Source organism: Aeromonas sp. Marseille-Q7275 (genome assembly GCF_965119515.1).
Genome location: NZ_CBCPLW010000005.1, coordinates 25,399 through 37,141, shown reverse-complemented (window position 1 = coordinate 37,141; position 11,743 = coordinate 25,399). Strand labels below are relative to the sequence as shown.

At 62.3% G+C, this 11,743-nt stretch carries 8 protein-coding genes; 4 read left to right on the top strand and 4 right to left on the bottom strand.

Features of this window, described 5'->3' with window-relative positions; genetic code table 11:
• Positions 1–12 precede the first annotated feature (12 nt).
• The 4 genes from ACWPWQ_RS06515 to ACWPWQ_RS06500 form a co-directional block, all read right to left on the bottom strand.
• Entirely contained in the window at positions 13–1,134 is a 1,122-nt protein-coding gene (locus tag ACWPWQ_RS06515; RefSeq protein WP_427232075.1) for an alkene reductase, read from the bottom strand.
• A gap of 156 nt (positions 1,135–1,290) precedes the next feature.
• Positions 1,291–2,841: a TerC family protein gene (locus ACWPWQ_RS06510; RefSeq protein ID WP_454009324.1), complete on the bottom strand. Its 1,551-nt coding sequence runs from the start codon at positions 2,839–2,841 to the stop codon at positions 1,291–1,293.
• Between the two features lie 637 nt (positions 2,842–3,478).
• A complete protein-coding gene (locus ACWPWQ_RS06505; RefSeq protein ID WP_139439465.1) occupies positions 3,479–3,994 on the bottom strand; it encodes a hypothetical protein in 516 nt (171 codons plus the stop codon).
• 392 nt (positions 3,995–4,386) lie between these two features.
• On the bottom strand, positions 4,387–5,313 hold the full coding sequence (locus ACWPWQ_RS06500) for a cation diffusion facilitator family transporter (protein WP_342058281.1): 927 nt from the start codon (positions 5,311–5,313) through the stop codon (positions 4,387–4,389).
• A gap of 169 nt (positions 5,314–5,482) precedes the next feature.
• Between ACWPWQ_RS06500 and ydiJ the strand changes: the two genes are divergently transcribed.
• The 4 genes from ydiJ (at position 5,483) to ACWPWQ_RS06480 (ending at position 11,664) form a co-directional block, all read left to right on the top strand.
• A complete protein-coding gene (gene ydiJ, locus ACWPWQ_RS06495; protein ID WP_454009323.1) occupies positions 5,483–8,545 on the top strand; it encodes a D-2-hydroxyglutarate dehydrogenase YdiJ in 3,063 nt (1,020 codons plus the stop codon).
• A complete protein-coding gene (locus ACWPWQ_RS06490) occupies positions 8,545–9,033 on the top strand; it encodes a hypothetical protein (protein WP_202045985.1) in 489 nt (162 codons plus the stop codon). Before ydiJ ends, ACWPWQ_RS06490 begins: the two co-directional genes overlap by 1 nt.
• Positions 9,034–9,141: 108 nt before the next feature.
• Positions 9,142–9,603, top strand: a complete 462-nt coding sequence (locus tag ACWPWQ_RS06485; RefSeq protein ID WP_454009322.1) for a hotdog fold thioesterase — start codon at positions 9,142–9,144, stop codon at positions 9,601–9,603.
• A gap of 180 nt (positions 9,604–9,783) precedes the next feature.
• Positions 9,784–11,664 carry a DEAD/DEAH box helicase gene (locus ACWPWQ_RS06480; protein WP_162519317.1) on the top strand — a complete coding sequence of 627 codons (1,881 nt, stop codon included), beginning with the start codon at positions 9,784–9,786 and terminating at the stop codon, positions 11,662–11,664.
• Positions 11,665–11,743: the final 79 nt, after the last annotated feature.

The window sequence follows — 11,743 nt, the reverse complement described above, 5'->3', positions numbered from 1 at the left end:
TGGTTGCCAGTCTCAGGCAGGCTGTGAGGCTGTCTCGGCCTGATAGACGGGGTAGTCGATGAGCCCCTGCTCGCCGCCGCCAAACAGGGTGGCGGGATCGTGGGGCGCAAAGGGATAGCCGTGGCGCAGCCGGTTCGGCAAGTCGGGGTTCGCCACGAAGGGGCGACCGAAGCCAATCAGGTCGGCCCAGCCCGCCTGCAGCGCGGCTCTGGCCCGCTCGCCGTCATATTTTCCCGCATAGATGAGGGTGTTGGGGAAGGCGTCCCGCAGCCCTTGCTTGAAGCCCTCCGCCATCAGGGGGGCATCGTCCCAGTCCGCCTCGGCGATATGCAGGTAGACGATGCCTATTTCCCCCAGCAGCTTCGCGGCAGCCAGGTAGGTCTCCTGCGGGTTCGCATCCACTGTGCCGTTGAGGGTGGTGAGTGGCGCGAGGCGCACCCCAACCCGATCGGCCCCGATCTCGTCACTGACCGCTTGTGTCACCTCTTTCAGGAAGCGCAGCCGGTTCTCCAGGGATCCGCCGTAGTTGTCGGTGCGGGCGTTGGACTCGGAGTCGAGGAACTGGTTGATGAGGTAGCCGTTGGCGGCGTGCAGCTCGATGCCGTCAAAGCCGGCCTCCATGGCATTGCGGGCGGCCTGGCGGAACTGACCCACCACGGCGTCGATGTCGGCCTGGGTCATGGCGCGGGGAGTGACCGTCTCCACAAAGCCCGGGGCGTCGCTGCCGTTGTCGACAAACACTTTCACCCCTTCGGCCTTGATGGCGGACGAGGAGATGGGCTGGGCGCCGCCGATGTTGTCCGGGTGGGTGACCCGGCCCACGTGCCAGAGCTGGGCAAACATGATGCCCCCCCTGGCGTGCACCGCATCGGTCACCTGCTTCCAGCCGGCCACCTGCTCGGCGCTGTGGATGCCCGGGGTCCAGGCATAGCCCTTGCCCAGGGGATCTATCTGGGTGCCCTCGCCGATGATGAGACCGGCGCCCGCGCGCTGGGCGTAGTAGGTGGCCATCATGGCGTTGGCCACGTCTCCGGGCTGGCTGGCGCGGGAGCGGGTCATGGGCGGCATGACGATGCGGTTGGAGAGGTGCAACTGGCCGAGGCGAAGGGGGCAGAACAGGGGATCGTGGTGCATGGTGAATTCCTCGTGTTGAGATGGAGGAGACTCTAGAGGGGATTGTCATTGTGAAAAAGAGGGGTAATTGCAGAAGAGAATTGCCATTGGCACAGCAATGGGCCTGAGGCCATGAATAAAGAGGGCCTGTTGGCCCTCTTTCAGTGTCGCGGCAGATCAGGCGGCGCTGGCGCCTATCGGGGTGACCCGCACCCGCTCTATCCGGCGCTCGCTCACCGCCAGCACCTCGAAGCAGAGCTGGCCCAGACGCAGTTGCTGGCCGTTGGTGGGCAGGCTGCCGAAGTGGGAGAGCAGCATGCCTGCCAGCGTCACGTACTCATCGCTCTCGCTCACCAGGCCGTCATGGCCCAGGGTCTGCTCTATCTGGTGGATGTTGGTGCTGCCGTTGATGAGCCAGCTCTCCCCCTCCTGGACGATGTCAGGGGTCTCATCCTCGTCCGGCAGCTCGCCGACGATGGCCTCCAGCAGATCGTGGTTGGTGACCAGCCCCTGGATGATGCCGAACTCGTCCGCCACCAGAATGAGGCCGCCCCTGGCCTGACGCAGCTCCGCCAGCAGCCGGATCACGTTGATGGTCTGGGGCACTATGATGGGGTCATTCTGCCTGGCGAGCTCGGCCAGGGACTGCCCCTCGTTGAGGGCAAACAGCAGATCCCGCGCCTTCACCACCCCGATGATCTCGTCCAGCTCCCCGTCGCAGACCGGGAACAGGCTGTGGGGGGCCCGCTGCAGCAGGGCCCGGATCTCGTCCGGGGAGTCATTGACGTCGATCCACTCCATCTCGGCTCGGGGGGTCATGATGGTGCGGATGGAGCGCTCGGCCAGCGACAGCACCCCGGTCACCATGTAGCGCTCTTCTTCTCCGAAGCTGATGGGGCGGGGGGCCTCCAGCTCCTCTTCCTCATCCTGCTGCGGGTGCTGGTTGGCCCGGCTGCCCCCCATCAGTTTGAAGATGGCGGCCGTGGTGCGCTCGCGCAGGGGCTGCCTGGATTCGTGGCGCTGGGCACTGCGCTGGGCGAGCTGGTTGAAGAACTCGATGAGCACAGAGAAGCCGATGGCCGCATAGAGATAGCCCTTGGGAATGTGGAAGCCGAAGCCCTCCGCCACCAGGCTGAAGCCTATCATCAGCAGGAAGCTCAGGCAGAGCACCACCACGGTGGGATGGGCGTTGACGAATCGGGTCAGGGGCTTGGAGGCGATCACCATCACCACCATGGCGATGGTCACGGCCGCCATCATGACGCCCAGGTGTTCCACCATGCCGACCGCAGTGATGATGGAGTCCAGGGAGAAGACGGCATCCAGCACCAGGATCTGGGCGATCACCACCCCGAATCCGGCATAGACACCGGCCGGGCCCTGCTCCTCCGGCTTGGCCTCCAGCCGCTCGTGCAGCTCTGAGGTGGCCTTGAACAGCAGGAAGAGGCCGCCCCCCATCAGAATGAGATCCCGCCCCGAGAAGGGGTGATCCCAGATGTGCAGTATGGGGGTGGTGAGCGTCACGAGCCAGGACATCACGCTCAGCAGGGCGAGGCGCATGATCAGGGCCAGGGAGAGGCCGATGAGCCGGGCCTTGTCCCGCTGGGCGGGGGGCAGCTTCTTCACCAGGATGGCGATGAAGACCAGGTTGTCGATCCCGAGCACTATCTCGAGGATGATCAGGGTGAACAGACCGACCCAGATAGACGGGTCCAGCAAGAATTCCATTAGGATGACCTCAATAAAAACAGACGCAGTGGATGTCGCTCACGGCAGGGGCCGTGACAGGGCAAGGCTGTTTTCAGAGGCGTTGGTTGAGCAGGTACAGATAGGTTTTGATGGGGAAAAACGAAGGGCTACTTCGGGGATTGTCCATGATGGGCAATAAAACCTCGGGTCAAAATTGAGCTCTGATGATAACGGCTATCACCGATTTGGCAAGCGCCGGGCGCACATAGAGATGAGCGACTACCGGGCACGGGGTGCCTGCGCTGCCGGGTCGGCCCATGGAAAGCCGCTCGCCATATGGAGGAAAAAGGCATAAGACGCAGGGGCTGTATATATCCGCGACTGGACAATGTGTAACAACCTATTTCAGGTGCCTATCATTTGGTGCTTGTTTTAATAAATGTCAGCTCATTTGGTTATATAAGAAAGCGGTCGGCCCTGCGGCTGTTTATGGTGTCGATGACAGGGGAGGTTATTTGAAGGGAGGCTGACGCCTCAATATAAAACCTCGAAGATGAAGACAGGGAAGTTGGCGCTTCAATATAAGGCGTTGAACATGAAGACAGGGAGGCATTGCCTCCCTGTCGGTCAATCCCCTCATGTCATGGGGATCGGATGTCGAGCGCAATGGACCCCGTCACTGGCCCGTGTAGGCAGCGCCCTGAACATGGCCCTTCTTGTCACTGAGGCAGGACCAGGGGGCATCGGCACCCGGCACCTTGATGGTGACGCCGACCCCGGCTTCGGAGTCCATGACGTCAGTCACCTGAAGCTGGGCCTGGGGCACGTTCGTCTTCTCGGAGACCGCCTTCAGACAGGCTTTCTCCGCAGGGCTGGCAGGACTTGCCGAGGCCGCAGGCGCTGCTGACGTGGCTGCCGGGTGGCAGACGCCCGAGCCTTGCTTGCTGTTGTAGGAGACATCGTACTGGCCCCCGGTGTTGCTGATGGAGAGGGTGACTCCCGAGCCCTTGGCCTCATAGAAGTCATCACTGAACTTCTTGAGCTTGGCTTCCTTGCCATTGATATAGACGGGGCCACCCTCATCGCTGTGCATCTGGATCTGACCCGGGCACTCGTAATTAAGCTGGGGAAGGGCAGCACTGGCCGTGCCCGCCATGGTCAATGCAAATACTGTGATCAACACCTTTTTCATGGGACTTACCTTAACTGTTTAACAAAGTGGAATAAGTGTATTTGTTTTTATTGTCCGGTGGATAACAACATCACTGTATTTCGGCGCGCAGTCGGCCGTTTGTCCTTGGCGAAAACAAATAGCTGGCCGACTTAATTTTAGCAACGAAATTTTCGTAACTTTTTGTGCCGTTGAAAATGGTTATCGATTCAAGGGACTCGGCAAACGGTTTTCCCTGTCAATGGTTTAAAGATTAAAAAAAGCAGAGAAATATCGGGCAGGAGAGGGGCGGCGAGAGTGACAGCAAGAGTGATGCAGGGGGAGGTGGCAGGCGGGTTGCCGGGGCCTTGCCTGGGGCCCTTGTCACGCGGGGCGACGGGGCCCCGCGTTGCATCAGGATGGCAAGCGCCGGATCAGAGCCAGCGTTTCTCGCGGGTGAAGCAGACCGAGAGCCAGGCATCCCCCAGGGTATCGCCGAGGCGGGACCAGAGCTCCTGGCGCAGGGCATCCTGGCGCTCTATGGGCCACTCCTGATCCGGGGCCACCAATATGTTCAATTCCAGATCGAAGCGGCGGCCGCTCTTGGCCAGATGGCTGTAGCACTCGATGCCATGGCGCAGGCGCAGGGCCTCGACTTCGCTGGCCACCAGCTGGGAGACATCCCCCTTGGGGGCGATTTTCAACACTTCCCGCAGGTTGCGGCCGAGCACCTTGATGGGGATCAGGGTGGCGCACAGGGCGAGCAGGGTGACCAGCACCGGGTCTATGTAGCGGTTGTACTGGCCGTAGCCGAGGGCGTCGAGGCCGATGGCGACCACGAAGCCGATCAGCAGGGTGGCGCTGAGCAGGGTGTCGACCAGCCACTCCTTGGAGTCGACCCGCACCAGTTCGGAGTCGATCCGCTCGGCGACGCCCGCCTCGATCCGGTAGATGATGGCGCAGAAGAAGGTGCAGACGGCGGCGTAGATGAGGGCGTGACCAAGGTCTATCTCCCGTCCCCCTTCGAGCAGGGAGGTGATGCCGCTATGGAGGGCGCCGAGGCAGAGCAGCAGTATGATGGTGCCGTTGATGACGTTGGTGATGGGCTCGAAGTGGGCGTAGCCATACTGGAAGCGCGCATCCGAGGGGCGGGTAACGAGATAGGCGGTGATGAGTCCGAGGCCCGTCATGCCCATGCTGAACAGGGTGAAGATGCCATCGAGCATGATGGCGTTGGAACCGACGAAGAGGCCGTAGCCGATCCCGAAGATGGCGAAGCTGATGCAGCCGAACAGTGACAGGGTCAGGGCCTGTTTCTCGGTGCGAACCAGCGTACTGATAACATGGCTGTAATGAGCCATAAAAGTCCTCCTTTCAAATGGTGAAGATTGAACGCGCAAGCGGTTTTCTAGCTGATATACTGCCCGCTCACATGTGAGCGGACTGGTTCGGGCGCCCGCAAAGAGGCAGCCCCGAACGGTCGTTGTCGCCGGAATGCCGGCATCAAGCAAAGGATGGGAACAAGGATTCATGATCCCGAGACTCGATTACCAGGACAGTTTGTCACCTACCACCCTGCAGTTTCTTGAGTTGCTGGCGCGATCAGCATTTCGTGGTGATATCGAAAAGTCTTATGCAAGCCGGTTGGCGATGGCGACGGATAACAGCGTCTATCAGGTAGTACCTCAGGCGGTTCTCTATCCGCGCAGCGCGGATGATATAGCGGTAATGCTCAAGTTGGCTCAGGGGCCGGAGTACGCCACCTTGAGTTTCTTCCCTCGCGGCGGCGGTACCGGCACCAATGGCCAGTCCCTGGGCGGCGGCATTATCGTCGATCTCTCGCGCCATATGAACCAGATCCTGGAAATTAATCTGGAGCAGGGCTGGGTGCGCGCCCAGGCCGGGGTGGTGAAGGATCAGCTCAACGCCTACCTCAAACCCCACGGCTACTTCTTCTCGCCGGATCTCTCCACCTCCAACCGCGCCACCCTGGGTGGCATGGTCAACACCGATGCCTCGGGGCAGGGGTCCCTGGTGTACGGCAAGACCTCGGATCACGTGCTGGGCCTCAAGGCCGTGCTGGAGAACGGCGACATCATGGCGACCGAGCCGGTGAATGGCCAGCGGCTGGCAGACAAGCTGGCGCTGGAGAGCCGGGAGGGGGAGATCTACCGCACCCTCTATCGCATCGGCAAGGAGAGGCGCGCCGACATAGAGGCGACCTTCCCCAAGCTCAACCGCTTTTTGACCGGTTACGATCTCAAGCACCTCTATCAGCCGGAGAGCGACACCCTGGACGTCAGCCGGGTGCTGTGCGGCTCGGAAGGGTCGCTGGGTTTCATCACCGAGGCCCGCCTCAACATCACCCCCATTCCGCGCTACCGCACCCTGGTCAACGTCAAGTACGACAGCTTCCCCTCAGCCCTGCGCAACGCCCCCTTTATGGTGCAGGCCCATGCCCTGTCGGTGGAGACCGTGGACTCCCGGGTGCTGGGGCTGGCCCGCGCCGACATCATCTGGCACTCGGTGAAAGACCTCATCCAGGATGTGCCAGGCAAGGATCTGCAGGGGCTCAACATCGTCGAGTTTGCGGACACCGACGAAGCCGAGCACGAGGCCAAGGTGGCCGAGCTGTGCCGGCGCATCGACGGCCTGCTGGCCAGGGGGGAGGCGGGGATCATCGGCTATCAGGTGTGCGACCACCTGCCGAGCATCGAGACCATCTACGGCATGCGCAAGAAGTCGGTGGGGCTGCTAGGCAACGCCGAGGGGCGCAAGAAGCCGGTGGCCTTTACCGAAGACACCGCCGTGCCGCCTGAGTCACTCGCGGACTTCATCATGGAGTTTCGTGCCCTGCTGGACGGCCACGGCCTCGACTACGGCATGTTCGGCCACGTGGATGCGGGGGTGCTGCACGTGCGCCCGGCGCTGGATTTGTGCGACCCCGAGCAGGAGGTGCTGCTGCGACGCATCTCGGATCAGGTCGTAGCCCTCACCGCCAAATATGGCGGCCTGATGTGGGGAGAGCACGGCAAGGGCTTTCGCTCCGAATACAGCCCCGCCTTCTTCGGCGAGCTGTGGGAGGAGCTGCAGCGGGTCAAGGGGGCCTTCGATCCGACCAACCGCATCAACCCGGGCAAGATCTGCATCCCTTATGGCAGCGGTGCCGAACTGGTGTCGGTGGACGGGCCCAAGCGCGGCAAGTTTGACCGCCAGATCCCGATTGCGGTGCGCGAAAGCTACACCCGCGCCATGGATTGCAACGGCAACGGCCTTTGCTTCACCTTCGAGACCGACTCCCCCATGTGTCCCTCGGTCAAGATAAGCCGCGATCGCCGCCACTCCCCCAAGGGGCGGGCCGGGCTGATGCGCGAATGGCTGCGCCAGCTGGCGGAGCAGGGCTTCGATCCCCTGGCCGAAGAAGTTGCGCTGCAAAGCGGCGGTCTGCGCTTCAAGGCCATCGTCGACAAGTTTCGCAACACCCTGGCCCGCGCTCGCGGCCAGTACGACTTCTCCCACGAGGTGATGGAGGCGATGGAGGGGTGCCTGGCCTGCAAGGCCTGCACCAGCCAGTGCCCCATCAAGGTGGACGTGCCGAGTTTCCGCGCCCGCTTCATGCAGCTCTACCACAGCCGCTACCTGCGCGGCCCCAAGGATTACTTCGTCGGGACCGTCGAAGCTTACGCGCCCCTGCTTGCCAAGGCGCCCAAGTTGGTCAACTTCTTCCTGGAGAAAGAGTGGGCCCAGAAGGCGACCGAGAAGAGCATCGGCATGGTGGATGTGCCGCTTCTGAGCGTGCCCACCCTGGCCGAGGAGCTGCGCGATCACAAGGCCTGCTACTTCGATCTGCCGGGCCTCGAGGCCATGAGCCCCGAGCAGCGCCAAAAAGTGGTGCTCATCGTGCAGGATCCCTTCACCAGCTATTACGACGCCCCCGTGGTGCGCGACTTGGTGAGACTCGCCAGCAAGCTGGGCTATCAGCCCTACCTGCTGCCGTTCAAGCCCAACGGCAAGCCCCAGCACGTGAAGGGCTTCCTGCGCGCCTTTGCCCGTACCGCCGCGAGTGGCGCCCAGTTCCTCAACAAGATGGCGGCGCTGGGCATCCCCATGGTGGGAGTGGATCCCTCCCTGGTGCTCTGCTATCGCGACGAGTACGTGAAGGCGCTCGGCCCCGCCCGCGGCGACTTCCAGGTGCTGTTGCCCCAGGAGTGGCTGCTCTCTCTTCCGGCCCCGCAAGTCAGGGCCGCAGCGAAAGAGCCGGGAGAGGCCGAGCCCTGGTATCTGTTTGCCCACTGCACCGAGAAGACAGCAAAGCCCTCGACCCACGGCGACTGGGGTACCCTGTTTGGCCGCTTCGGCGCCAAGTTGCAGCCGGTGTCGGTGGGCTGCTGCGGCATGGCCGGCACCTATGGCCACGACGCCAGGCAGGTGGAGAACTCCAAGGGGATCTACTCCTTAAGCTGGGCCGAGCCCCTGGCACGTCTGCCCAAGGATCGCTGTCTGGCCACTGGTTACTCGTGCCGCAGTCAGGTCAAGCGGATGGAGGGGGAGAAACTCAAGCATCCGCTGCAGGCGCTGCTGGAACTGCTCTGATGCTGCGCTTCCCCAAGCGGTTTCGGGTACCGCAAGCCTATCGGCACCCGAGCTTTCTGCTGCTGCCTGCCAGCCCGAGCCAGGCCGTGGTGGAGTTCGTCGCCATGCTGCGCGAGCGGGAGCAGCTCCATCAGCTGTTTCGCCCCGATGACGTCTGGCCCTCGGCCCAGTTCAGCCTGAGCCAGCACGAGGCCGATCTGGAGTGGCAGCGCTCGGAGTTTCTCGCCAAGCGCTCCTTCGCCTATGGCCTCTGGAGCCCGGCGCGGGAGCCCGAGTTCTGGGGCGGGGTCTATCTCTACCCCTCGGTGCTGCCTGAGGTGGAGGTGGAGCTCTTCTTCTGGAAGGTGGCCGAGGCGCCTCTCGATGACGCCGTGCTGGAGGCCGAGCTGCGCGCCTGGCTGGGCAAGGTGTGGCACTGGCATCACCCGCGCCTGCCGGGGCGTGAGCTGCCCTGGGCCGAATGGCCCGGGGTGACCTACCCCTGGTGACGCAAGGTACTTGTCAAGATGCCCCGGTTCGGGGCATCTTTTTTCTTCGTCTTTTTTGCCGGCACTGATCGTGTCCAACTCATTGATCACATAAGGAGTCTGCTCGCCATGAGTCAAGAGAACGCCGCCATCTGGCGAAAGCCCATGAGCCTCGAAGGGCTCAACGCCAGCTCCCGCAACACCCTGATGGCCCACCTTGGCATCCTCTATACCGCCTTTGGCCCTGACTGGCTCGAGGCCAGCATGCCGGTGGATCACCGCACCCATCAGCCGCTCGGCATGCTGCACGGCGGCGCCTCCGTGGTGCTGGCGGAGACGCTGGGGTCGCTGGCGGCCAATATGGCGGTGGGGGCGGAGAGCTACTGCGTGGGGCTGGAGGTCAATGCCAACCACCTGCGCGCCAAACGGGAAGGGGTGGTGACGGGGCGGTGCTCGCCACTGCATCTGGGGGCCACGACCCAGGTGTGGCAGATTGAAATTCGGGATGAACGTGAGCGTTTATTGTGCACCAGCAGACTGACCATGGCGGTGCTCAAACACAAGCGGGACAAGGACTCCGGCGAGGAGTGATCTGCAATAACGCACCATGGGTGCAAAATAAGCAAGCCATAGTCGCGAGATCCCTCTATAATTGCCAACGTCTTGAGAGGCTTATCACATTTTTCAAGACAGCAGAACAAAGTGGCGCTATAATCGCCGCCTTTTTGCTATTCCGCGGTGTTAGCCGCCTGCCTTAATCTGGAAGAATCTATGTCTGATACCGAACAACTGCCCCTTTTTAGTGAGCTTGGACTGGCCGCGCCTGTATTGAAAGCGCTGCAGGACGTGGGCTATGAGCGCCCGTCACCGATCCAGGCCGCAGCAATTCCCCACCTGATGGCGGGACACGATCTGCTGGGGCAGGCGCAAACCGGTACAGGGAAGACCGCTGCTTTTGCCTTGCCTCTGTTGTCTCGTCTGGAAGCTGGTAACCGTAACACTCAGATTTTGGTGCTGGCACCGACCCGTGAGCTGGCGCTGCAAGTTGCCGAGGCGTGCCAACGTTACGCCAAGCACATGCCTGACTTCCATGTCCTGCCCATCTACGGTGGCTCCTCTTACGAAACCCAGACCCGCGCCCTGCGCCGTGGTGCCCAGGTGGTCGTCGGTACCCCTGGTCGCGTGATGGATCTGATCCGTCGCAAGAACCTGGACCTCTCCGGCCTGAAAGCTCTGGTACTGGACGAAGCCGATGAAATGCTGCGTATGGGCTTCATCGACGACGTGGACTGGATCATGGAACAGTGCCCGGCCACCCGTCAGGTTGCCCTGTTCTCTGCCACCATGCCGGACCAGATCCGTCGTGTTGCCCAGAAGCACCTGAAGCAGCCCAAAGAGATCAAGATCATCACCAAGACGTCCACTGCACCGACCATCCGCCAGCGCTACTGGCAGGTAACCGGTCTGCACAAGCTGGACGCCATGACCCGTCTGCTGGAAGTCGAACCGTACGAAGCCGTACTGGTCTTCGTGCGCACCAAGAACGCCGCCGAAGAGCTGGCCAGCAAACTGGCCGCCCGTGGTCACGCCTGTGAAGCCCTGCACGGCGACATCCCGCAAAAGCTGCGTGAGCGTACCGTCGACAAGCTGCGTCAAGGCCAGCTGGACATCCTGATCGCCACCGACGTCGTCGCCCGTGGTCTGGACGTCGAGCGCATCACCCACGTGGTGAACTACGACATTCCGTACGATACCGAATCCTATGTTCACCGTATCGGCCGTACCGGCCGTGCCGGTCGCAAGGGCGAGGCCATCCTGTTCGTGGCTCCCCGCGAGCGCCGCATGCTGCGCGCCATCGAGCACGCCACTCGTCAGGCCATCGAGCCGATGAAGATGCCGAGCACCGAGGACATCAACCAGCACCGCATGACCAAGTTCAAGGAGCGCATCCGGGAAACCATGATGGGCGAAGAGCTTGAGATCTACGTGAACCTGGTGAACGAGCTGATCGAAGAAGATTCTGCCGATCCGCTGGAGCTGGCTGCCGCCCTGGCCAAGCTGGTACAGGGTGACCAACCGCTGCTGCTGGATGACTCCATCCCTGAGCCGGCAAGCGATCGTGCTGGCCGTGAGTTCGAGCGCCGTGACTTCGGTGATCGCGCTCCCCGTGATTTCGGTGACCGTGGCGATCGTCCTGCCCGTCGCATGCCGTCCCTGGAGCCGCGTCCGCTGAAAGACAATCCTGACGTGGAGATGGAGCGTTACCGCGTAGACGTGGGTGCCCATCACGGCGTCAAGCCGGGCCAGATCGTGGGCGCCATCGCCAACGAAGCGAACATCGAGAGCCGTTTCATCGGCAACATCGACATCGCCGATGACTTCTCCACCGTCGATCTGCCCAAGGGCATGACAGCCGACGTGCTGGAAGTGATCAAGAAGGCCCGTGTCTGCCAGCGTCCGCTGCAGATCACCCGCTACACCGAGGTGCCGGCCGGCAGCAACACTGCCCCCCGTCCGCCCCGCAGCGATCGTCCCTTCAACAAGGATCGCCGCCCCAGCGGTGACCGTCCGTTCAACAAGAGCGGGGAGCGCCGTGAAGGTGGCTTCAACAAGGATCGCAAGTTCGGTGGCAACAAGCGCCGCGACAGCTGAGTCCAGATCTGATTGATGAAAGGCCGCTCCATGAGCGGCCTTTTTTTGTGCGCCTCGTTTGGACAAAAGTTCGGGCAAA

What these genes read in the sequence shown, in the direction of transcription:
- ACWPWQ_RS06500 (WP_342058281.1), bottom strand. Translation starts at nt 5,313, where the DNA reads ATGGCTCATTACAGCCATGTTATCAGTACGCTGGTTCGCACCGAGAAA.
- ACWPWQ_RS06480 (WP_162519317.1), top strand. Translation starts at nt 9,784, where the DNA reads ATGTCTGATACCGAACAACTGCCCCTTTTTAGTGAGCTTGGACTGGCC.
- ACWPWQ_RS06505 (WP_139439465.1), bottom strand. Translation starts at nt 3,994, where the DNA reads ATGAAAAAGGTGTTGATCACAGTATTTGCATTGACCATGGCGGGCACG.
- ACWPWQ_RS06515 (WP_427232075.1), bottom strand. Translation starts at nt 1,134, where the DNA reads ATGCACCACGATCCCCTGTTCTGCCCCCTTCGCCTCGGCCAGTTGCAC.
- ydiJ (WP_454009323.1), top strand. Translation starts at nt 5,483, where the DNA reads ATGATCCCGAGACTCGATTACCAGGACAGTTTGTCACCTACCACCCTG.
- ACWPWQ_RS06485 (WP_454009322.1), top strand. Translation starts at nt 9,142, where the DNA reads ATGAGTCAAGAGAACGCCGCCATCTGGCGAAAGCCCATGAGCCTCGAA.
- ACWPWQ_RS06490 (WP_202045985.1), top strand. Translation starts at nt 8,545, where the DNA reads ATGCTGCGCTTCCCCAAGCGGTTTCGGGTACCGCAAGCCTATCGGCAC.
- ACWPWQ_RS06510 (WP_454009324.1), bottom strand. Translation starts at nt 2,841, where the DNA reads ATGGAATTCTTGCTGGACCCGTCTATCTGGGTCGGTCTGTTCACCCTG.